The following is a 22,710-nucleotide window of genomic DNA, read 5'->3' on the forward strand; positions in this document are numbered from 1 at the left end:
CAATTATTGACTGCTCTGTATTTGTTTGTCAGCGGTCACGGTTGAATTTTTTTCCTCGTCACTACTTTTTGCTTCGCTTTGTGCAAGTTCATTTGTATTAGCTTGGCTACGTTCATCAAAGTAATAATCCATTACTTGACGCGCTAGGGGGCTGCATTTGAACTTCCACCGCCAGCATTTTCTATTGCGATGGCTATACTAATTTGTGGGTCGTCATATGGAGCATAGCCAATATACATGGCGTTATCACGTAAATATTCGTTAACATCATCAGCTACATATTCTTCGTCTTGGGCTACAGAAAATAATTGTGCGGTGCCTGTTTTCCCCGCCGAGACATAACTTGTGCTTTTAAAGGCTGAGTGTGCTGTGCCATGGCTACGATTTACCGTACCGTAGAGTGCGTCTAGCACGATATCCCAGTTAGCTTCGTCTTTTATAATCATAGGAGGCTTTTGTTCTATCGGGACGTTTTCTACTTTCCCATTAACTAAATACCCTTTTAATAGTTTGGGGGTAAAACGTTTACCTCGATTAATAAGCACGTTAAGTGAATTTGCAATTTGAATTGGCGTCGCATTCCAATAGCTTTGCCCAATACCAACAGAGATAGTGTCTCCTATATACCAAGGCTCGTTAAATGTTGCACGTTTCCAGCCGCGACTCGGCAAAATTGCGCGTGATTCTTCATACAAATCTAGCCCGGTAAACTGACCAAAACCAAATTCTGTCATCCTTTCGTGAATGCGATCGATACCTAATTTGTAAGCAAGGTCGTAATAAAATGTATCACAAGATACTTCGACAGATTTTGTTACATCGACCGTACCGTGACCATATTTTTTCCAATCTCTCCAGACATGGGCGACATTGCGCAATTTGTATGTTCCCCGGTCTTTTATTTCTGTCTCAGGTGTAATCACCCCTTCCTCTAAGCCTATAAGCGCAAGATGCGGTTTAATTGTCGATGCGGGTGGATATCTACCTTGAGTCGCTCTATTTAGTAGCGGGCTATAGTTTGAATTCAGTAACTTGGAATATTCCGATTGGCTGATGCCATGTACAAACAAGTTTGGGTCGTAACTGGGGCTTGAGTAAAGCGCTAATACTCCACCTGTTTTTACATCGGTAATGACTACCGAGCCGCGACGGCCAGCGAGTTCTTCTTGCGCTTTTTTTTGTAATTCTATGTCGATGTTAAGGACTATATCTTTACCGGGTTCGGGCGGCTCAAAATTTAGTACTCTTATTATTCTGCCCTTGTTGTTTACTTCGACTTGTTGATAACCAACACGCCCGTGCAGCAGTTTTTCATGATATTTTTCAACCCCTTGCTTGCCTATGTCGTGGGTTGCTGCGTAATTCGCTTCTTCGCCTTTAGCTTTGAGTTTTGCAACGTCGCTTTTATTAATTCTAGAGACGTAGCCTAGCATGTGAGTAAGGGTGTCTTTAAACGGATAATAACGCGATAATCTTGCTTTTATATCGACACCCGCAAATTTATGTTGGTGGGCAGAGAAAAGCGCAACCTCTTCATGGGTTAATTGCTTTCGCAATGCAACGGGTTTGAAACGTCGCTGTCGTTTTCTGTCTCGCTGAAAACGTTCAATCTCAGCAGGCGTGATTGACATCAATGTGGTCAGTTCCGCTAAGGTTTGTGCCAAGTCATCAACTTCTTCTGGAACAATCTCCAAACTAAAAACAGCTTTGTTTTCAGCTAAAATAACTCCATTACGATCATAAATAAGTCCACGATTTGGCGCGACAGGTAATAACTTTATGCGGTTGCCATTAGATTGAGTTTGATAGTCAAGGTGCTTGTTGACTTGTAAATCGTAGAGGTTAATCAACAACAAAAGCATTAAAGCAATAACGAATAGCGCTGAAAAAAAGCTCGTCGTGAGAATAGATTAGCCTCAGCACTGTGATCACGTATTGTTTGCTTGGGTTTTGCCATTAACGCTTTATTCTCGATGATAAGGGTGATTTTGTGTTAGCGTCCAAGCACGATACAAGGCCTCGCTTACAATGACTCTGACGAGTGGGTGAGGCAGGGTCAATGGAGACAACGACCATAATTGGTCAGCAATATCTCTGCACTTATCCGATAGGCCCTCAGGACCACCTATTAGTAAACTTACGTTCCTACCGTCCATTTTCCACTGGTTAATTTGATTTGCTAGGGCAGGCGTATCCCAAGCCTTACCGCGTACTTCTAGGGCGATTACGTGATTACCTTTTGCAATCGCAGCAATGCACTTATCGCCTTCAATTTCTTTTACTTTGTCAAGGTTGACCGTTTTTGTACGCTTATGGGGACTAATCTCGCAAAAGCTCACAGAAAAGTCCTTGCCAAAGCGTTTCAGGTACTCACCACTACCTTCGACCACCCAAGAGGGCATTTTGTTCCCCACGGCAATAATTTGCACATTCACCGTACTATTGCCAGAGCTTTTCTAACTGATAAAAATCTCGGGTTTCATCTTGCATGACATGCAAGACCAATTCGCCTAGGTCGACTAAGACCCATTCACCTTCCGCTTTTCCTTCTACGCTTAAGGGTGCATGCTCAGCTGATTTACACTCTACAATAACGTTTTCGGCAATTGCCGAAACGTGACGTTTGGAGGTACCTGAGCATATAATGAGGGTGTCGGTTATGGTTGATTTGCCGGTTACATCAATGACGCTTATATTTCTTGCTTTCATGTCATCGACTTTATCGATAACAAAATCTGTAAACTCTTGTTGATTCAATACTTTTCCTACTTATTTAATATATAGCTTGTGCTGAGTAATGTAGCTAGCTATGGATTCAGGTACCCAATTGCTAATTACTCTGCCTGATTTAATTTGCTGCCTAACGAAACTAGACGACATTGGTAAATTATGATTATTGACAAACCAAAGCTTACCCTTGGCTGAATTGCTTATTATATCCTTAAAAGCGTAATAATTAATACATTCAGAATCATTTTCAGCCAAGGCTAATTTTGACAAAAGAAATAGCCGGGTCTGTTCATCCATCTCTGGCCCTACTATTGTGTCAAACTTTTCCGGTGATGTATAAAAATTATACAAGTTTGATGCCACACTTGCTTTTCTAGAAAAGTCAGTTAACGAATGCGTTTCTTTTGTCTCTGTTGGTCTGCGCATAACAACAATATGGGAATAGTCAAAAAGTGCTTGCCAACGCTCCCATAGGTGCAATGTTCTAAGCGAATCGAGTCCAATAATAAAGACGATTTTTTGCTCTGGATTGTGTTGTTTTATCTGCATCAGTGTGTCAATAGTATAGCTTGTTTCTGTTCGCTCAAATTCAAGTAAATCGAGGGTGAAACGGCTATCTAACTGACACAACAATTCACACATCGCAATACGATGATGAGCTGCGCTTACGTTTTTCTTAAATACAGGTACATTTGCTGGAAGTAAGGAAATGGTTGATAGTTGCATTAGGTCTGCAGTTTCTCGAAGCGGCAAAAAGTGACCATAGTGGGGCGGGTCAAAAGTACCGCCAAAAAATGCCTTAATATTTTCTCTTTGTGCGCCTTTATCCATTAACAAGGCTAAACTCTGGTAAATCTGTGGGGCTGAACAACAATGCCAAATGACTCAAAATTACATACGGCTTTGCAATATATTCAGACTTAAACATGATGTCTGCTTGACTCAACTCTTCGTTTATTTTGTGCATGTGTGCAAGCGTAAGTCGTGATATCGCAGCTTGATATAAACTTTGTTTACTTGCCCAAATACGTAATGATTTAAAATCAACGTGCCCAGTCATTGCTTGCATATCGAGTAACTTAGTTAGGGTTTGTGCTTCATTGACAATACTCCACAAAATCACGACTGGCTCAACACCTTCATCTTCTAACTGAATTAGCATCTTTACTGCTTTTTGCATGTCCCCACGCAAGATTTCATCGGTAAACTGGAAGCTTGAATAACGAGATTGTTGCACCATTACTTTTGCAATGTCGTTTTCTTCGATGAGGTGTTCAGAACCAAACTGTAGACTTAGTTTCTCAAGTTCTTGTCTACCGGCCATCACATTGCCTTCACTCAAATCGGCAATCATTGCAAGCGCCTGAGGGCTTATGCGAAGATTTTGCTTACTCGCGCGAAGCGATAACCATTTCTGCAATTGGTTGTGTTGCAAGTCATAAACATGAGTAAACCAACCTTCGTTAGCTAAAGCACTAAACCATTTCGTTTTTTGAACATCTTTGCCAGCTTTAGGGCCTTGAATCAGCAGGACTACATCATCGGATGCTAGTTTAGCGATTTCCAGAAATTGCTTTGCGCCAACAGCACCGGGTTTAGCTGAGGTCATGGTGAGTTCAATATATTGCTTATCAGCAAATAGTGACATGCTTTGCATTGCATCAATAAGATGAGCCCATTCAAAATCACTATCGAGGGTAAAGTTTTGACGCTCATCAAAACCGCTTTGCTTGGCTTTATGACGCACTGCATCAATGATGTCTAACTTTTGTTGCGGTTCATCACCAAACACCAAAATGAATGGGGGAAGGGAGTGCGCGTTAAGTTGGCGTTCAAAATCGTAAGCTTGTATTTGCACTTAGTTCCCTTTAACGCTGCTAAAAGGTGTCTTTTTACTTTTGTTTTTAGCTCTATCTACATCTATGACTGAACTATTGTATTGACTAGACAATAAACGTATTAAGCGGTCTGCTGACTCTTCTCGCAATTCAGTTAATACTAAATTTAACTCCCTAGATTTAGCTAATATTTGGTCAGGATCATCTTGGTATTCCCGTGACACCGTTAAGCTATTTTCAATGGGAAGTTTGTTTGGAAAAATCACTTGGTAGTTAACTGTGTATACTAAATCGTATTCGGCGACCTGGCCGGTGCTAAATACCGACAGTAACCTGCGCTCAAACTGCTCAGGCTGTAGTTGCACGACAACGGTTTTCTCAAGCATATCTTCAGCAATAATTTTGTCTGAATTTACCACACCGGTCAATTGATAGACCGGCAACCTTTTTTGTAACGCGCGCGATAAAGGCGAATATTGCAAGGGCGCCCTTATTGCTACATGGGTGAGACTTTCTGGCAGGGCTTGTGAGCCACGAAGCGAAAACCCACAAGCAGACAAGGCGCATATAAACGCGCCAGTCAACATTATCTGAAAGTATCTATGTAGTTGTTTATTCAAGCCTAGCACCTTAATTTGCGACTATATTAACAAGCTTTCCTGGTACTACAATCACTTTTCTTATTTGTTTGCCTTGAGTATAGGAACTCACATTTTCGTGTTCTAAAGCAAGTGCTTCTAATGCGGCTTTGTCGATATTGGCGGCGACCATTAATTTGGCTCTGAGTTTGCCATTAACTTGCACGACGATCAGTTTTTCATCTTCAACTAAGGCGCTTTGGTCGACTACAGGCCAAGCCGCAGTTTGCAATTCTCCATCACACTGCATCGCCGCGTATAAATCCTCACAGATATGAGGCGTTACAGGGTTGAGCATTTTAATCATGGCAACAATAGCTTCATGCATCAAGGCAAAGTCTGTCTTATCTTTCACTTCAAACTTTTGCAAATAATTGAGCAATTCCATTAATTTAGCTATTGCTGTATTAAAAGTTTGTCTGCGCAATATGTCATCACTGACTTTTTGAATACTTGTGTGTAATTCAAATCGAAGTGACTTCTGCTCTTTCGACAAATTCTTTGCTTCGTATTGCGCTAACTCTGCTTTAGCGTAGTCACTTTCAATGTGATCATTGGCTAAGCGATAAAAGCGACGCAAGAAACGGTTAGCACCTTCAACTGCTGATTCTGTCCACTCTAAATCTTGCTCTGGTGGCGCGGCAAACATAGTGTAAAGCCTAATCGTGTCGGCACCGTACAGATCGATAACAGCTTGGGGGTCAATGCCGTTGTTCTTTGATTTCGACATTTTGATCATGCCGGCATGTTCAACAGTTTCATTTGTTGCCGTCACATAGGCCTTCGTGATTCTACCCTTGTCGTCTTTTTCAATACTTAAATCTTCCGAAGCATGCCAAGTAATCTTACCGCTCTCATCTTTGGTGAAAAACGCGTTCGATAACACCATACCTTGGCACAGCAAGCGTTTAAATGGTTCGTCACTATCAACAAGCCCCTCATCACGCAATAACTTATGGAAAAAGCGTGAATATAGGAGATGAAGAATTGCGTGTTCAATGCCACCTATATATTGGTCAGCAGGCAACCAATAGTTTGCTTCCTTAGGGTCTAACATTGCGTCATTTGGTGCCGATGCATAGCGAGCGTAGTACCATGACGACTCCATAAAAGTATCAAAGGTATCTGTCTCACGCGTCATTTCAACACCGTTGTGAGTGGTTTTTGCCCACTCAGGGTCTGATTTGATAGGCGAGGTTACACCATCCATGACAACATCCGTGGGCAATACAACGGGTAAATCAGCTTCATTTACAGGATGAGAATTACCCTGTGCGTCGTTTACGATTGGAATAGGCGCGCCCCAGTAGCGTTGCCTTGAAACTCCCCAGTCTCGTAGGCGGTAATTGACAGTCTTTTTACCACGTCCTAGGCTCGCTAGTTTATCGGAAATGGCCTCAAAACCCTCTTCATAGCTAAGGCCTGTATATTCATTAGAATTGATTAGCGTGTTTTTTTCAGTGTAGGCCGCAGACTTTATGTTAGCGTCAGAATCTTCTTTCTTAAATTCAATGACCTGTATTATAGGAAGCTTGTACTTAGTCGCAAATTCCCAATCTCTTTGATCATGTGCGGGGACTGACATCACTGCGCCTGATCCATACCCCATTAAAACGAAGTTAGCTATCCAAATAGGTAATTTTTCACCGCTTAAAGGATGCACAGCATACAAGCCCGTGGACATTCCTTTCTTTTCCATCGTTGCCATTTCAGCTTCGGTGGTTTTAGTATTTTTGCATTCTTCAACAAAGGCTGCGATGTCGTTATTCGTCTTACTTATTTCTTGTGCAATCGGGTGACCTGCTGCAATCGCCAAATAAGTCGCGCCATAAAGCGTGTCAGGACGAGTCGTATATACCTCTAGCGCAGAAAGTCCGGCGCTCGGTGTGGCTAAATCAAAAGTAATATCGACACCTTCTGAACGACCAATCCAATTTCTCTGTGCTGTTTTTACCTGCGCTGGCCATTCGTCCAGTTTGTCGAGGTCGTCGAGTAGTTCGTCAGCATAATCAGTAATTTTAATAAACCATTGTGGGATTTCTTTTTGCTCAATCACTGCGCCAGAGCGCCATCCTTTGCCATCAATGACTTGCTCATTGGCTAACACGGTCTGATCAACAGGATCCCAGTTGACAGTCGCATTTTTTATACACTAAGCCTTTTTCAAACAAACGAGTAAAGAACCATTGTTCCCACTTGTAGTATTCTGGCTGACAGGTCGTGACTTCACGCCGCCAATCATAACCAAAACCAAGTGCTTGAAGTTGTTCTTTCATGTAATCAATGTTGCCCAATGTCCATTTTGAAGGGGCACTATTGTTATTTATTGCGGCATTTTCTGCAGGCAATCCAAAGGCATCCCAACCCATAGGTTGTAACACGTTTTTTCCTTGCATCCGCTGAAACCGGCTTACTACGTCACCAATGGTGTAGTTTCTTACGTGGCCCATATGCAGTCGACCACTAGGGTAAGGAAACATACATAAGCAATAAAATTTCTCTTGCTCGGGTTTAACGTCGACCTCAAACACTTTATTAGCGCGCCAATGCTGCTGCGCATTAGCTTCTATCGCTTTTGGATCGTATTGTTGTTGCGGTGAGGTTGAATTGGCTTCAGCGTTTGACATCGAATCAGAATTCTCTAGTGTTTATTTGATTATAGTAAAGCCCTATAGAATAGCCTGTAATACTAGCGGTGGACAAGACGTTAGTTGGTTAAAGTGTAGAAAAAATTGATATTTATTCTCAATCAGCAAGAGATTGATTTTTGCTTCTGTGACGAAGACAAAAATCCTGTACACTATTGCAGAAACAAATATAACAAAATTAGTCAAACCATCTTAGGATAACAAATACACTGTGACCGTCTTAACTCCTGCTGAAATGAACGCCGTTGCGCGGAAGAAACTTGCTTTATCAGCCCATCAACTTGATGTTGAAATCTCGTCTTCGATGATTTCTCAAGCGCTTGCCGAAGACACAAAAAGCACTTCACTCATTGGCCAAGAACGTGCCAAAAATGCGCTCTCTTTTGGTCTTGGTATTGACGTTCAAGGCTATAATTTATATGTGATGGGTGAACAGGCTAGCGGTCGTTATACCCTTGTAACTGAATATATAAAGGCGCAAAAAAGCCAAAGTTATCCGCTTTTAGATTGGTGTTATTTGAATAATCTTGAAGCCGAACGTGAGCCAATAGCCCTGTCTTTGCCTGCCGGAGACAGCAAACAACTGCTTGATGACATAGAAGTCCTAATCGATGAAATATTGGCCACATTTCCAGCGGTATTCGAAAACCCGGGGTTCCAGCGTAAACAAGCCGCTATAACGCGACATTTTGACCAAAAATATGATAGTGCGATCGATCAGGTTGAAAAGTTAGCACTTGAAAAGAGCGTCGCACTCATAGAAGACGGTAATAGTATCAGCTTTGCTCTTATCGTAGACGGAAAACCGTTGAATGATGGCGAATTTACAAGCAAAACAGACATCGACCGGCAGCATTTTTACGCTATTATTGACGAATTAGAAGTTCACTTAAGTGAAGCATTACTCGAACTGCCCATATGGCAACGAGAAAGCGCAGAACAAAAGAAGGTACTGCAGCAGGAAACCGTAGAACAGGGGATTCGCCCTTTACTTAAAGAACTTGAACGCAAATATGCACATAATATAGCGATCCTAAAATATTTCAGACAGCTAAAACATCATTTAATCGATATGGTAATCGAGACACTGTCTATTGATGAGAAAGAAGACAAAAGCGACGACTATGATAAACGCGCGCTTTTTATTGATACCTATCTACCCAATGTCCTTGTGGCCAATAAACCAAACGATAGTGCGCCCGTGGTTTACGAACCTAATCCAAGCTATCAGAATCTATTCGGTAAAATAGAATATACAAGTGTACAAGGCAGCGTTTATACCAATTATAGGATGATTACCGCAGGTGCACTGCACAAGGCTAACTCAGGTTATTTAATTTTAGATGCCGATAAAGTGCTTGATCATCCTCATGTATGGGAGTCATTAAAACTAGCGTTAAAATTTGGTCAGATAAGGTTGGAATTACCACATCAAGATGTAGGGATGGTCAATAATATTACACAAACACCTGAAGCAATTCCCTTGCAGGTTAAGGTCATATTGCTTGGCTCAAGAGATTTATACTATACCCTACAAGAATATGACCCTGAGTTTTCAGAATTGGTGCGGGTATTAGTCGACTTTGATCATGAAATAGACCTGAATCAAACGCATATAAACCATTTTGTTGCCCGTGTTTCAGAGCAAGCAGGCAAGATAGGCTTAGATGGGATCAGCAACGATGCGATAGCTATGCTGATTCGCTATAGCCTTCGTAAAGCTGAGCACCAAAGTAAATTAAGTGCAAAATTTGCCGAGGTCATTGAACTGCTCAACGAAGCGAAATATTTTTGTCAGCAAATTGGCGACACTGTCGTACAAAAACAGCATATACAATCGGCTCTTGACGCAAAAAAACACCGTTCGGGACGCGTAAGTGATTCTTTTTTACTCGATATTGAAGAAGGTCACGTACTCATTAGTACGCAAGGAAAGGCAGTCGGCACAATTAACGGTTTAACTGTGCTTGAAATTGGTGATACAGTTTTTGGTACTCCAGCGCGCGTGACGGCAACTGTTTATGCTGGTTCAAGTGGAGTGGTTGATATCGAAAGGGAAGTCGATTTAGGTCAGTCGATTCATTCAAAAGGAGTTTTGTTATTAACTGGCTACTTGGGCAATAAATACGCAAAATCTTTTCCACTAACCTTAAGTGCCAATATTGCGTTGGAACAATCTTATGGCTATATCGATGGCGATAGTGCGTCTTTAGCCGAACTCATTGCGCTTATTTCATCACTAACCGACATACCTTTACAGCAGGGGATTGCGATTACTGGTTCCATTAACCAGTTAGGTGAGGTGCAGGCGGTAGGCGGGATTAACGAAAAAATCGAAGGCTATTTTACACTTTGTGCTAAGCGTGGCTTAACCGGCGAGCAAGGCGTAATTATTCCGCAATCCAACCACGTCAATTTGATGCTCAGTGATGAGGTAAAGCAAGCGGTCAATGACGGTCTGTTTTCGGTCTATGCTGTTAGTGATGTAGATCAAGCGATATGCATTACCATGGGTCACAGCGCAGGCGAGTTAAACGCCCGCGGAAGCTATCCTAAAAATACTGTTCATCACGTTGCTATTTCGCGCTTATTTGCTATTTCAAACGTGGTCAATGGCGCACACGAAGAATAACAGGCTACTTTGGCGGCATCCGCAAGCCGCCATCTAAGCGAATAGTTTCACCGTTAATATAATTGTTGTCTGCAATATGCAGCACTAATTTAGCAAACTCTTCTGGCAACCCTAAACGCTTAGGGTGCTGAACGTTGCTTGCCAACGCGGTTTGTACATTTTCAGGCATAGCCAAAAGCATAGGGGTACCCATTATGCCCGGTGCGATAGTGTTGACACGAATTCCTACAGGCGCTAAATCTCTGGCCATTGGTAAACTTAAACCAATTAGACCTGCTTTACTGGCTGCATAGGCGGTTTGGCCAATTTGACCTTCATATCCCGCTACTGAAGCGGTATTAATAATTAGGCCTCTACCGTGGTCAGCGTTAATTGGCGTATTTTTAGCCATGGCTTGGGCAACTAATCGTGCTACGTTGAAGGAACCAACTAGATTGATTTCAATTACTTTTGAAAAATCCCCCAGAGGCATAGCTTCACCTTCGCGGTTGAGCGTGCGTTTTGCCGGAGCTACCCCTGCACAATTTACCAACAAACTGATTTCTTTGTCTTGATACTTAAGTAAGGCACGTTCCACGCTTTCGCTGGAGGTAACGTCGACGTGTTCAAAATAACATCTGTCTTTACTTAAGGCCTCAGCGATATCATTGCCATTATCTTTATTTAAATCAAAGATACAGACTTGCCAACCCGCTTCAATAAGCGCAGTGGCGGTTGCATGTCCTAAACCAGAACACGCACCAGTGACGATTGCGAAAGAGGGTGATGTGGGCATAAATATCCTATCTGCTGGTTGATTAAAAAAACTTATTTTTTGGGCAATTTTATGATGGGTTCTTTACTTGCTTTGTAAATCACCAAAACATGACCGATAGATTGAACTTTTACGGATTTTGTTTCTCCAACTATTGCATCCATAATGAGCGCTTTTTCCTCTCGGTCATCACTAGGTACCTTGACTTTAATGAGTTCATGGTGACCCAAGGCATTTTCTATTTCAGCTATAACGCCTTCTGTCAAGCCATTGCCACCTAATTGCACGACCGGTTTTAACGGATGTGCTAAGCCTTTTAGAAATTGCTTTTGTTTGTTTGTAAGTATCATGTTTTCGTTGCTTGCCTGTATTAATGCATTATTTACACTTGAATTTCATTATTCTACCTACACTTATACTTTATTGCGAACAGTGAAGTGATATATAGATAATATTTTTACAAGTGAGCAAGGCATTTTAGTGGGGATTTACTGTGCTTTAAAATTCTTTATCAGAGTATTGAACAAGATCTCGTTAATTAACGTAATTAAATATTAATGTAAGAAAGTATGTAGGACAATCAAACTTGTCATGAATATTAACAAATCGCTTTGCGTTAATAATAGGTAATTCTGAGTTTAAACAGGGCGTTATGTTTGTTTATTTGATAAGACAAGAAGTTCGTTCTTCATAATTTTGCTACATTTGGCTGGTAGTAACAGGCTATAAAGTATAGTAGTCTTAACAAATGTTGTTCGTTAAAGGCAACAAACTATTTTTTATTTTTATTTTAGAGGGTCATTGCGTTGAGCGACATGGCAAAAAATCTCATATTATGGTTAGTCATTGCAGTTGTGTTAATGATGGTGTTTCAAGGCTTTAATAGCCAAACAGCGCCGCAAGCACAAAAGGACTATATTTCTTTTCTAAAAGATGTTGAAGACGGCAACGTTACCGAGGTGCTAGTGGATGGCTCCAAAATTACCGGTAAGCTTCGCAACAACGACACTTTTACTACCTACATGCCCGTTTATGACGAAAAACTCATAGATTCGTTGCTGGCAAAAGAGGTGAGAGCATACGGAAAAGAACCGGAAGAGCGTTCGCTGTTAGCAACGATTTTTATTAATTGGTTCCCGATGTTACTTCTTATTGGTGTATGGATATTTTTCATGCGACAAATGCAGGGCGGCGGTGGCCGTGGGGCAATGTCCTTTGGTAAGAGCAAGGCGCGCTTACTGAGTGAAGACCAAATAAAAACTACCTTTGCTGATGTTGCTGGTTGTGATGAAGCTAAAGAAGATGTTTCAGAACTAGTAGACTTTTTACGAGATCCGACCAAGTTTCAAAAGTTAGGTGGGAAAATTCCAAAGGGTGTACTAATGGTAGGCCCACCGGGAACAGGTAAAACGCTGTTGGCAAAAGCCATAGCAGGCGAGGCGAAAGTGCCGTTTTTCACCATTTCAGGATCTGACTTTGTGGAAATGTTTGTTGGTGTAGGTGCCTCTCGCGTAAGAGACATGTTTGAGCAAGCGAAAAAGTCATCGCCTTGTATTATCTTTATTGATGAAATTGATGCCGTTGGTCGTAAGCGTGGCGCAGGCATGGGTGGCGGCAACGACGAACGTGAGCAAACACTTAACCAAATGCTTGTGGAAATGGATGGTTTTGAAGGGCACGAAGGAATTATTGTTATTGCGGCGACTAACCGCCCTGACGTCCTTGACCCCGCACTACTTCGTCCAGGAAGATTTGACCGTCAAGTAACGGTTGGTTTACCAGACATCAGAGGCCGTGAACAAATTCTAAAAGTCCACATGCGTAAAGTTCCGTTGGCAGACGATGTTGAAGCATCGGTTATTGCGCGGGGAACACCAGGCTTTTCAGGTGCTGATCTAGCCAACCTTGTTAACGAGGCCGCTTTATTTGCAGCACGTACGAACAGACGCGTAGTCTCTCAAGAAGAGTTTGATAAGGCCAAAGATAAAATCATGATGGGCTCGGAACGTAAGAGCATGGTCATGACGGAAGAAGAAAAAACCATGACGGCCTATCATGAAGCAGGGCACGCTATTGTTGGCCGTGTTGTACCTGAGCATGACCCTGTTTATAAAGTGTCAATCATACCGCGCGGTAGAGCACTTGGGGTGACCATGTATTTGCCAGAACAGGATCGTGTAAGCTATAACAAGCGTCATCTTGAATGTATGATTTCAAGCCTATACGGTGGTCGCTTAGCCGAAGAGATTATTTATGGCGAAGACATGGTAACGACGGGAGCGTCCAATGATATTGAACGGGCAACCGAAATTGCTAAGAAGATGGTAACTCAGTGGGGACTTTCTTCTAAACTTGGCGCCCAGCTTTATGTTGATGAAGATGCTGATCCGTTTTCAGGCAAGCCGAAAGGCAGCATGTCGGATGAAACCGCGAGAATCATTGACGCTGAAGTAAAAGATATTATCGATAGAAACTATCAACGAGCCGAAAAGATATTGCGTGACAATATCGATATCTTGCACGCAATGAAAGACGCTCTAATGAAATATGAGACTATCGATGCAAGACAGATTGATGACTTAATGGCTAGGCGTGAAGTTCGTCAACCAGCAGATTGGGATAAAAACGACAAAATCGATTCTGATAAGCCACCAACAGATGGTTCGTCAATCGATGTCGGTAAAGATGACAAGAAAGCTGATGATGGCGAAACCAGTAACGTGACATAAATACTTGTCATTAAGTAGGCAAATAAAAACACCGGTTTAGGCCGGTGTTTTTTTATTTTAATTAGCAACATTGGCTGCCAAGTTGGATTAATACTTATTTTTTTATCCTATCAGGTATAATCTCGCCCCCTATTATTAACTGGTGTTGGAAGCGTTTATGATGTTGTTTAAGGATCGTACAGTTATCTTTAACAGCCCCAAAGTGATGGGGATCCTCAACGTCACCCCTGATTCTTTTTCAGACGGCGGTAAGTTCTCTACGCTTACTAAGGCACTCGCGCAAGCGCAAAATATGGTTAAGCATGGTGCGACCTTCATTGACGTGGGTGGCGAGTCAACGCGCCCAGGTGCAACAGAAGTTAGTCTTGATGAAGAGCTTTCGCGCGTAATTCCTGTCATCGAAGCGATTGATAAAGAATTAGATGTCATTGTATCTATTGATACCAGTAAACCGCAGGTTATGGTTGAGGCCGTCAGCGCTGGCGCTAGATTAATCAACGATGTACGCGCTTTGCAACTTCCAAATGCACTTGAGACTGCGGCAACCTTGGCCAAAGAAAAAAAGATACCCACTTGTATAATGCATATGCAGGGTTCACCACAAACAATGCAGGATGCACCAACTTATAATTCTGTGGTCGATGAAGTAGTGGCCTTTTTTAGTGCTCAAATTGACCGTTTAATTAACGCTGGATTTAATTACAACCAAATAATGCTAGACCCAGGCTTTGGCTTTGGAAAAACACTTGATCATAATTATCAGTTACTAAAATCATTCATACAATTTACCCAATTTGACATGCCTGTGTTAGCGGGAATGTCACGTAAATCTATGATTGGTAATTTATTAAGCAAGGACGTCGACAAACGTTTATATGGTGATATCGCAGCAAATACGATTGCCGCAATGTCAGGCGCTAGTATTTTGCGTGTGCATGATGTAGAAGAAACTATGGATGCAGTAAAAATTGTCGATAAGACTAATAGTGTAAAATAGAGAAGGACTATTCATGACAAAAAGACAATATTTTGGAACCGATGGGATCCGTGGAAGAGTAGGTGAAAGCGTCATCAACCCAGAGTTTGTTACTAAATTGGGGTGGGCAGCAGGAAAAGTACTTGCTGGCCGGGGGACAAATAAAGTACTCATTGGTAAAGATACGCGAATAAGTGGTTACATGCTTGAGTCAGCTCTTGAAGCTGGTTTATCTGCCGCGGGCATCAATATAGGTCTGCTAGGTCCAATGCCAACGCCTGCAATTGCTTATCTAACCAAAACCTTTCGCTCTGAAGCAGGGATCGTTATTTCAGCGTCGCACAATCCCTATTATGATAATGGCATTAAGTTTTTCTCATCTACAGGACATAAACTAGACGACGACATTGAGCTTGCGATTGAAGCGCAAATGCAAGAACAGATGACTTGCGTTGAATCTGACAAACTCGGAAAAGCGACTCGAATCAAAGACGCTGCAGGTCGTTACATCGAATTTTGTAAAGGTACATTCCCATCTGACTTGTCGTTATCGGGACTAAAAATAGTGGTCGATTGTGCACACGGTGCTACTTATCATATTGCGCCCGATGTGCTGCGCGAGCTAGGCGCAAATGTTATAGAAATAGGTACGGCACCTGATGGTTTAAACATCAACCACAAAGTAGGGGCTACCTCCTTACGCGCAACCATAGACGCAGTAAAAAAACACAAGGCGGATATAGGCTTTGCGCTTGACGGTGATGGCGATCGTATCATGTTAGTTGACGAAGATGGTGAAGTCATTGATGGCGACCAGATCATTTATATTATTGCCCGTGACGCGTTGCGTGCAGGCAAATTAAGTGGTGGCGTAGTGGGTACAAAAATGTCTAATCTTGGCATGGAAGTCGCGCTAGAAAAATTAGGTATTCCGTTTGAAAGAGCCGACGTTGGTGATCGCTACGTGATGGAATTGCTAATGAAGAAAGATTGGTGCATTGGCGGCGAAAATTCTGGGCATGTGTTAAATCTTAATTACGCATCAACAGGTGATGGTATTGTTGCAGGCTTGCAGGTTATTGCTGCAATGTTACGTGCAAATATGACCTTAAGTGCACTTAACTCCGGTTTTACCAAATTTCCGCAAAAGCTAATCAACGTGAAATTTAAAGACAAAGGCGTTGACCCTTTGCTTAACCCTAAAGTCATTAATTCGGTTAAAAAGGCAGAGAAAGCAATGGGCGAGACTGGCCGTGTTTTATTAAGAAAAAGTGGGACAGAACCACTGATTCGTGTAATGGTAGAAGCTGAATCTGAAGAAGATTCGAACAAATGGGCGCAGTACATTACTGAAGAAGTAAAAAAAGCCGGGTAATTTAGGCTTTTTTGTCGCTTTGTCACTTGTATAATGTGCCTCGGTTAGTTAATATCAGCGCCGCTTTTATTGGTGGTGACTAAATTCGTTTTGTTTACACACAGGGAATAAAATATGAATAATTCGCGCAAGCCCATGGTAGCGGGTAATTGGAAGATGAATGGCTCTTTGGCCCTTCTTAAAACCTTTATAGAAGGTCTAACCGTTTCCTCTGGCCTAGACACTGTGTTGTGTGTTCCATCGCCATACCTATCAGCGGCAGGTAAGGGTGATTATATTTTAGGTGCCCAAGACTGTAGCCAGTTCGAATCAGGTGCTCACACCGGTGATATAGCGGTAGGTATGTTGACAGAGTTAGGTGTTGAATACGTAATCGTTGGTCACTCAGAAAGACGGCAAGATCACAGCGAAAGCAACCTTGTTGTAGCACAAAAAGTGCAGACAATATTGAAAGCAGGTTTAACGCCCATACTATGTGTAGGTGAGCCGCTGGAAGTAAGAGAAGCTGGCAACGTGAATGGTTTTGTTTACGACCAGTTAAATGCAGTTCATACCGTTTGTGGAAGTGCATTTTTAGATAATTGCGTGATAGCTTATGAGCCTATATGGGCAATAGGAACCGGAAAGACCGCTTCACCAGAGCAAGCGCAAGAAGTACACGAATTTATTCGTTCTGAAATAGTAAAGTGGAACGAAAATGCCGTTTCTACCCGTTTGTTATACGGTGGAAGCGTTAATGCGAGTAACGCAGAAGCGTTGTTCTCGAAACCAGATATTGATGGTGGCCTAATTGGTGGCGCCAGCTTAAAAATAAACGATTTTACCGCCATTTGTAACGCGGCAAAATAAAGGGAAAGTTATGGTATTATATGAAGTATTGTTAGTCGCCTATTTGATAGTGGCTATATTGTTAATTGGTTTCGTTTTATTGCAACAAGGTAAAGGCGCAGATATGGGCGCATCTTTTGGTGCTGGCGGGTCAAATACAATATTTGGCTCGAGCGGTTCAGGCAACTTCATGACCAGAACCACTGCGATTTTAGCTACTTTGTTCTTTACCATCAGCCTAATCATTGGTGGTATCACAGCAAGTAAAACCGAAGCGGTAGATGAGTTTCAAACCATAGACCCAGTAGTCACTGAGCAATTACCAGCAGCTTCAGATGAAAGTGAATTCCCTGTTGTTGTGGATGACGCGACACAAGCAGTAGAAGAAGCAAGCGAAGACGCTCCAAAGCCAGAAGACAAACCTTAACGAATACGCGGAAGTGGTGGAATTGGTAGACACGCCAGCTTGAGGGGCTGGTGGCCTAACGGCCGTGCGGGTTCAAGTCCCGCTTTCCGCACCAATTAAAAAAGGGGTCTAAAAAAGGGGTCAGTGTTACTTTGCAATCTATTTATTGCAAAGTAACACTGACCCCTTTTTTATTTTTTTAAATCACACCGTCACGCATTGCACTACACCGTCATCTTTGCGCAGGCAAAGACCTCCCAAAACAACCCCCAAGCATCAAAACTCAAACCAGCTCAAATTGTGCTCACTAGCCGAGTTATCCCACCGCAAAACACTATCGAGAACGAATACAATGCTGCACCACAAAAAATTAGCACTAAACATAAATGATTGAATTACCTTTATTTGATGTTACGCTTTTGTTATGTCCAAATTTTAGTAGTAACTATGTCAAACACCAAAAACAATAAAAGCACATGTCATAAGCTCGTTAATTCTGGTTTGTTGCCTGATCTTCCTACTCACGTGTTAGAGGGAGTTCAATATGAGGTTGTTATGGGATCTATAGCCTATGGCGTGAGCAATGATAGTTCTGATATGGATATCTATGGTTTTACTATACCACCTAAAGACATTGTTTTTCCTAGCTTACGCGGAGAAATTCTGGGCTTTGATGATTATGAGATTAAATTCTCACAATTTCAAAAACACCATATAAAAGATGAATCAGCCCTAGGTGGCAAAGGTAGGGTTTACGATATGACCATCTACTCTATTGTGAAGTATTTTCGATTATTAATGGAAAATAACCCCAATATTATAGACAGTCTTTATGTCGCTGATAACTGTGTACTTTACTCTACACCCATTGGTGAGCATATTAGGAATAACCGTAAGTTGTTTTTACACAAAGGGTGTTGGGCAAAGTTTAAAGGCTATGCTTACGGCCAAATGCATAAAATACGGACTAAACAGCCTGAGGGTAAACGTAAGCTATTAGTTGATGAGTTTGGTTATGATGTTAAATTTGCATACCATGTTGTCCGCTTATTAAATGAGGTAGAACAATTACTGATTGAGCAAACGCTTGATCTGACTAAAAACGCTGAACAGTTAAAAGCCATTCGACGCGGTGAATGGTCACTAGAGAAGCTAGAATCTTACTTTGAGAGAAAAGAAGCTGATTTGGAGTCATTTTACATAAATAGTAAATTGCCTGATACACCAAATGTTGATGCCGTTCGACGACTTTTAGTAGATTGCTTGGAACAGCACTTTGGTTCTCTGAGCAATCTAGTTCACCAAGATACCAAAGCAGATATTGCGTTAAATAAAATTAGTGAGATTTTAAACGATTATGAAAACAGACCCCAGAATTGATAATGAAGTTTTTTTAGAAATTCAACGATATCTTGCGCAAATCGAAACTGAACATAATGTAGTTATTATTCAGGCAATAGAAAGTGGAAGTCGTGCATGGGGTTTTCCTTCTCCAGATAGCGATTATGATGTCAGGTTTGTCTATGCACATGCTACTGATTGGTATCTTCAACTGGTTGAAGAAAAAGATGTGATAGAAATTCCAATTAGCGACGAATTGGATATTGCAGGTTGGGATCTTCGCAAGTCACTTAGACTGGCGAACAAAGGAAATGCTGTTATTCAAGAATGGATGAACTCTCCAATTATTTACAAGCAATCAAGCCGCTTTAATGAATTATTCGACTTGGTGAGTAGCGCATTCAACCCAATTAACGCTTACCATCATTATCGCTCAATGGCTAAAAAAGTTTTCACAGATATCCAATCTTCTGAAACCAAGAAACTTAAAAGGTTTTTCTATTTTGCGAGGGCTACTTTAAGTGCTAAATGGATTTTAGTAAAAGGTACAATGCCGAGTATCCTTTTCTCCGAACTGGTTGCTGAACTTGTGTTGGACAGATCTATTTTCCTTAGTATTGAATCACTAGTTGTGCAGAAGGCGAGTGAGTCGGAAGCATCTACTTTGCAAGTTCCATCCAATGTCTATCGAGTATTTACTGAAATGTATGAATCGCTAGAAGAGGGCCAGCAGTTAAACTCTAAAGAAAATCGATTTATTTCAAACAAAGACTTTAGTTCATTTCTTTATAACAGTAGTAATCAATAATGCAGCCTGAGGTACTGGAGTATTGTTTGAGCCATTTGTAAAAGCTTTTCCCAATTCAATAGATATACAAGTCGCTACTCTTGTTCAAGAAACAGATGTCAGTTTTGAAGAGCAGGCAAGTGCTTTATTAGGGCAAGTAAAGAACAACACAATAATTGTCGCGGAATCTTATTCGGGTCTAGTAGCACACGAACTAGGTAAGCTAGCGCCTGAATCTATCAAGCATATTGTTTTTGCAGCGAGCTTTTTAGAGCCACCTTCCATATTGGCAAAATTTGGTAATCTAGTGCCAAAAGCGATGCTAGATTATACTTTATATCCAAAGTCTATCGTGATGCAGGTTCTATTTGGTAAGTATAGCTCGCAATATTTGATGAGGCTTTTCGAACGAGCTATGGCAGACGTTTCACTAGACTTGTTAGAATTCAGAATAAAACAGCTCTGTAATCTAAATAAAGTCGAACACAGAAGTGATATTCCAGCGACCTATCTTCAGGCGGAGAATGATAGGTTGGTATCAAGTAAGGCAGTGGATGTTTTCAAAGATGTTTATACGCACCTCAATTACAAAACGGTGCAAGGTAGTCATTTTGTATTGCAAACTAATTCAAAAGACACTGCACGAGAAGTGCTAGCAATCTTAGTAGAAACGATTAATTAGGTTCAATCTGCTTTATTCTGCTTCTTAGCAATAGCCTGGCTCTCAACCTTTAATGGCTTGCCTTCGGGACAAAAATCTACCAAGAAATCATTCATGCTGGCAAATAGGTTTTCTTTCACTAGATAATAATGCACAAACTGACCTTTTTTCACAGAATCAATAAGGCCAGCATTAGACAAAATACCTAAGTGCTTCGACAAAGCGGGCTTACTCATCTCAAATTTTTCTGCTATTTCGCCAGCAGTCAGGCTGGCTTCAGACAAAAAAGCTAAGATTTTTCGGCGCACTGGTGAAGATAAAGCTTGAAAAACATTACTCATTGATTATATATTTAACTAAATAGTTAATTAACTAAATTTATCGTAGTGTGATACTAACCAATCTTTATGGAAAACACCATGACTCAATCAGGATCTAAAGGAATTGTTCCAAAGAGTACAAAGCGTCGTCGTAATATTCTAATTTTACTTGTTATAGGCACAGCGTCTCTCCTTATTAGGTTGCTCATGTCATATGAATTTGACCGAACAGCATTACTATATGTGGGTATTCCATTTTTAGTTGCCTTGGCCTTGCTATTTGTTATCGAAAAGCCGGAAAAACCTAGCTTACATCGCTATTATGGGCACATAGTCATGTGGTCTCTTATTGTCATGTTGGGTACGTCTATCGTTTTATTTGAAGGCTTTATATGTGTATTGATGTTTATGCCTATCTATTTTGCCATTATTCTTTTGATGTATCTGTTTCAATTATTAGCGCAATATCTCAATCATGCAGATAAGAGTAAGCACTATGCTCATGTAATACCGGTCTTAATATTTATGAGCGCGTTTGAAGGCGTGATCCCAAGTGCTAGTTTTAATAGAGAGTATTCTGTCACCCAAGAAATAGTGCTTGAATCTTCCGTTGAAGCTATAAAACACCAACTCACTCAACCGATGCAATTGAATGTCGAGCGTAATTGGTTGTTAAGTCTTTTTCCTATGCCTACGCGCATTGATGCAGAAACGCTTGTTGCGGGTGACAAGCACACAATCGACTTTATTTACCATCGTTGGTTTGTTACTAATACCCATAAAGGAAACATGACTTTAGAAATATCTGAGGTTAAGCCGGAGTGCATAAGAACGACATTCTTGGAAGATACGAGTTATATCGGTAATTACCTGCGTTTGAAAGGTACCGAGATCGACTTTACTCCAACACTAGACGGCGGCACAAAGGTGTCGCTTACCATTCATTATCATCGTTTTCTCGACCCTGCTTGGTACTTTGGCCCACTTCAGGAATATGCAATTGGGCAAACAGCTAGTTTGCTGTTAGATGAGTTGTTTACACCTAAGGTGGTTGTCGAAAGCTCAGGAGATAGCCGTGTATTCAAATGAGCGTATAGTTACAAATAAAGATAGCAATGCTGTGCACGGCAAAGTCCTTATATCGCCATCTAAAACACTCTGGATGGGGAGTATGTTTCTTATTGCTGTTATTGGCAGTTGGTATACTTTCTCAACTACTTCATTAATTGTATTTGTAGTAACAACGACAGTATCTCTGTGTTTAGGACATTCTTTGGGTATGCATCGCCGGCTCATTCACAAAAGCTATCAATGTCCTATTTGGCTTGAATATTTGTTTGTGCATTTAGGTGTCATAGTCGGATTGGCAGGGCCAATAGGTATGATAAAAACCCATGACCTGCGCGATTGGGCGCAACGACAAGAGGAGTGTCACGACTATTTTGGGCACAAGAAGCCCATATGGAAAGACTTCTTTTGGCAGGTCTTTTGCGATATCAAACTCACCCACCCACCATCCTTTAGTATTGAACAATCCGTTAGTAATGACAAAATCTATAAATTTATGGAAGCGTCTTGGATGCTCCAGCAATTGCCACTAGCGTTTATCCAATTTATATTGGGTGGAATCGATTGGGTGATTTGGGGAGTATGCGTAAGGGTATCGGTTTCTGTAATAGGGCATTGGTTAGTCGGTTATTTTGCGCATAACCATGGACCTCGCGATTGGCATGTCGAAAACGCCCATGTGCAAGGTTACAATGTTCCATTTGCTGCATTGCTTACTATGGGGGAGAGTTATCACAATAACCATCACGCTTTTCCTGGCTCTGCAAACTTGGCGCTAGAAAAAGGGCAGGTTGATATTGGCTGGTATGTATTGAAAGGTTTAGCTTCTATCGGGCTTGTTTGGAATTTAGTGTTGCCGCATCATTTGCCTGCGCGAGAAGAGTTGACAAGGCTTTATTAAATTCTGGGGTTTAGTTTAGTGTAGAAGGATGTTTTGGGAGGTGTTTGCCTGCGCAAACATGACAGGGAGAGGTGGCAA

At 41.5% G+C, this 22,710-nt stretch carries 19 protein-coding genes, 1 tRNA gene and 2 pseudogenes; 12 read left to right on the forward strand and 10 right to left on the reverse strand.

All coding sequences use genetic code 11. The annotated features are described in order from the left end of the window. Positions 1–3: 3 nt before the first annotated feature. The 7 genes and pseudogenes from mrdA to leuS all read right to left on the reverse strand — a co-directional run bounded on the left by mrdA (position 4) and on the right by leuS (position 7,833). Positions 4–1,957 (reverse strand): annotated as a pseudogene (gene mrdA / locus AC0L6H_RS14130) (penicillin-binding protein 2). Between the two features lie 7 nt (positions 1,958–1,964). Continuing rightward, a complete protein-coding gene (gene rlmH / locus AC0L6H_RS14135; protein ID WP_473389718.1) occupies positions 1,965–2,435 on the reverse strand; it encodes a 23S rRNA (pseudouridine(1915)-N(3))-methyltransferase RlmH in 471 nt (156 codons plus the stop codon). Between the two features lie 4 nt (positions 2,436–2,439). After that, positions 2,440–2,757: a ribosome silencing factor gene (gene rsfS / locus AC0L6H_RS14140; protein WP_473389719.1), complete on the reverse strand. Its 318-nt coding sequence runs from the start codon at positions 2,755–2,757 to the stop codon at positions 2,440–2,442. Positions 2,758–2,769: 12 nt separating this feature from the next. Then, positions 2,770–3,561, reverse strand: coding sequence for a nicotinate (nicotinamide) nucleotide adenylyltransferase (gene nadD / locus AC0L6H_RS14145; protein ID WP_473389721.1), 792 nt, complete (start codon positions 3,559–3,561; stop codon positions 2,770–2,772). Beyond that, complete coding sequence (holA, locus tag AC0L6H_RS14150) at positions 3,554–4,588, reverse strand: DNA polymerase III subunit delta (protein WP_473389722.1); 1,035 nt, start codon at positions 4,586–4,588, stop codon at positions 3,554–3,556. Before holA ends, nadD begins: the two co-directional genes overlap by 8 nt. After that, positions 4,589–5,188 (reverse strand): LPS-assembly lipoprotein LptE, encoded by a 600-nt coding sequence (locus tag AC0L6H_RS14155; RefSeq protein WP_473389723.1) that lies wholly within the window; start codon positions 5,186–5,188, stop codon positions 4,589–4,591. A gap of 10 nt (positions 5,189–5,198) precedes the next feature. Next, positions 5,199–7,833, reverse strand: a pseudogene (leuS, locus tag AC0L6H_RS14160) (leucine--tRNA ligase). Positions 7,834–8,065: 232 nt separating this feature from the next. Between leuS and AC0L6H_RS14165 the strand changes: the two are divergent. Beyond that, positions 8,066–10,486, forward strand: a complete 2,421-nt coding sequence (locus AC0L6H_RS14165) for a Lon protease family protein (protein WP_473389725.1) — start codon at positions 8,066–8,068, stop codon at positions 10,484–10,486. 4 nt (positions 10,487–10,490) lie between these two features. On the opposite strand, the gene AC0L6H_RS14170 is transcribed toward AC0L6H_RS14165, so the two are convergent. Both AC0L6H_RS14170 and yhbY read right to left on the reverse strand, forming a co-directional pair. Next, entirely contained in the window at positions 10,491–11,261 is a 771-nt protein-coding gene (locus AC0L6H_RS14170; RefSeq protein ID WP_473389726.1) for an SDR family NAD(P)-dependent oxidoreductase, read from the reverse strand. A 32-nt stretch (positions 11,262–11,293) separates the two neighbouring features. After that, positions 11,294–11,590: a ribosome assembly RNA-binding protein YhbY gene (gene yhbY / locus AC0L6H_RS14175; RefSeq protein WP_473389727.1), complete on the reverse strand. Its 297-nt coding sequence runs from the start codon at positions 11,588–11,590 to the stop codon at positions 11,294–11,296. Between the two features lie 456 nt (positions 11,591–12,046). Here yhbY and ftsH point away from each other — a divergent pair, with 456 nt between their 5' ends. The 9 genes from ftsH (at position 12,047) to AC0L6H_RS14220 (ending at position 20,364) form a co-directional block, all read left to right on the forward strand. Further along, on the forward strand, positions 12,047–13,969 hold the full coding sequence (gene ftsH, locus AC0L6H_RS14180; protein ID WP_473389729.1) for an ATP-dependent zinc metalloprotease FtsH: 1,923 nt from the start codon (positions 12,047–12,049) through the stop codon (positions 13,967–13,969). Positions 13,970–14,129: 160 nt separating this feature from the next. Beyond that, positions 14,130–14,966, forward strand: coding sequence for a dihydropteroate synthase (folP, locus tag AC0L6H_RS14185; RefSeq protein ID WP_473394541.1), 837 nt, complete (start codon positions 14,130–14,132; stop codon positions 14,964–14,966). A 13-nt stretch (positions 14,967–14,979) separates the two neighbouring features. Beyond that, positions 14,980–16,320, forward strand: coding sequence for a phosphoglucosamine mutase (gene glmM / locus AC0L6H_RS14190; RefSeq protein WP_473389730.1), 1,341 nt, complete (start codon positions 14,980–14,982; stop codon positions 16,318–16,320). A 114-nt stretch (positions 16,321–16,434) separates the two neighbouring features. Further along, complete coding sequence (gene tpiA, locus AC0L6H_RS14195) at positions 16,435–17,169, forward strand: triose-phosphate isomerase (RefSeq protein ID WP_473389731.1); 735 nt, start codon at positions 16,435–16,437, stop codon at positions 17,167–17,169. A 10-nt stretch (positions 17,170–17,179) separates the two neighbouring features. Continuing rightward, complete coding sequence (gene secG, locus AC0L6H_RS14200; RefSeq protein WP_473389733.1) at positions 17,180–17,575, forward strand: preprotein translocase subunit SecG; 396 nt, start codon at positions 17,180–17,182, stop codon at positions 17,573–17,575. 7 nt (positions 17,576–17,582) lie between these two features. After that, positions 17,583–17,669: transfer RNA gene (locus AC0L6H_RS14205), tRNA-Leu, on the forward strand. A gap of 332 nt (positions 17,670–18,001) precedes the next feature. Continuing rightward, positions 18,002–18,934, forward strand: coding sequence for a nucleotidyltransferase domain-containing protein (locus AC0L6H_RS14210; RefSeq protein ID WP_473389734.1), 933 nt, complete (start codon positions 18,002–18,004; stop codon positions 18,932–18,934). Then, entirely contained in the window at positions 18,912–19,703 is a 792-nt protein-coding gene (locus AC0L6H_RS14215; RefSeq protein WP_473389735.1) for a nucleotidyltransferase domain-containing protein, read from the forward strand. The genes AC0L6H_RS14210 and AC0L6H_RS14215 overlap by 23 nt, the downstream gene beginning before the upstream one ends. A 22-nt stretch (positions 19,704–19,725) precedes the next feature. After that, positions 19,726–20,364: an alpha/beta hydrolase family protein gene (locus AC0L6H_RS14220; RefSeq protein WP_473389737.1), complete on the forward strand. Its 639-nt coding sequence runs from the start codon at positions 19,726–19,728 to the stop codon at positions 20,362–20,364. A 2-nt stretch (positions 20,365–20,366) separates the two neighbouring features. Here the strand turns inward: AC0L6H_RS14220 and AC0L6H_RS14225 are convergent, their stop codons facing one another. After that, a complete protein-coding gene (locus AC0L6H_RS14225) occupies positions 20,367–20,684 on the reverse strand; it encodes a metalloregulator ArsR/SmtB family transcription factor (protein WP_473389738.1) in 318 nt (105 codons plus the stop codon). Between the two features lie 78 nt (positions 20,685–20,762). Between AC0L6H_RS14225 and AC0L6H_RS14230 the strand changes: the two genes are divergently transcribed. After that, entirely contained in the window at positions 20,763–21,752 is a 990-nt protein-coding gene (locus AC0L6H_RS14230; protein ID WP_473389740.1) for a hypothetical protein, read from the forward strand. Continuing rightward, positions 21,739–22,632, forward strand: coding sequence for an acyl-CoA desaturase (locus AC0L6H_RS14235; RefSeq protein WP_473389741.1), 894 nt, complete (start codon positions 21,739–21,741; stop codon positions 22,630–22,632). The genes AC0L6H_RS14230 and AC0L6H_RS14235 overlap by 14 nt, the downstream gene beginning before the upstream one ends. The last annotated feature ends 78 nt before the right edge of the window (positions 22,633–22,710 follow it).

Source organism: Glaciecola sp. G7-5 (genome assembly GCF_055808975.1).

Excerpts from the sequence above, each read along its gene's own strand:
- nadD (WP_473389721.1), bottom strand. The coding sequence starts at position 3,561 with ATGGATAAAGGCGCACAAAGAGAAAATATTAAGGCATTTTTTGGCGGT.
- AC0L6H_RS14170 (WP_473389726.1), bottom strand. The coding sequence starts at position 11,261 with ATGCCCACATCACCCTCTTTCGCAATCGTCACTGGTGCGTGTTCTGGT.
- yhbY (WP_473389727.1), bottom strand. The coding sequence starts at position 11,590 with ATGATACTTACAAACAAACAAAAGCAATTTCTAAAAGGCTTAGCACAT.
- folP (WP_473394541.1), top strand. The coding sequence starts at position 14,130 with ATGTTGTTTAAGGATCGTACAGTTATCTTTAACAGCCCCAAAGTGATG.
- glmM (WP_473389730.1), top strand. The coding sequence starts at position 14,980 with ATGACAAAAAGACAATATTTTGGAACCGATGGGATCCGTGGAAGAGTA.
- tpiA (WP_473389731.1), top strand. The coding sequence starts at position 16,435 with ATGAATAATTCGCGCAAGCCCATGGTAGCGGGTAATTGGAAGATGAAT.
- secG (WP_473389733.1), top strand. The coding sequence starts at position 17,180 with ATGGTATTATATGAAGTATTGTTAGTCGCCTATTTGATAGTGGCTATA.
- AC0L6H_RS14210 (WP_473389734.1), top strand. The coding sequence starts at position 18,002 with ATGTCAAACACCAAAAACAATAAAAGCACATGTCATAAGCTCGTTAAT.
- AC0L6H_RS14215 (WP_473389735.1), top strand. The coding sequence starts at position 18,912 with ATGAAAACAGACCCCAGAATTGATAATGAAGTTTTTTTAGAAATTCAA.
- AC0L6H_RS14225 (WP_473389738.1), bottom strand. The coding sequence starts at position 20,684 with ATGAGTAATGTTTTTCAAGCTTTATCTTCACCAGTGCGCCGAAAAATC.
- AC0L6H_RS14230 (WP_473389740.1), top strand. The coding sequence starts at position 20,763 with ATGACTCAATCAGGATCTAAAGGAATTGTTCCAAAGAGTACAAAGCGT.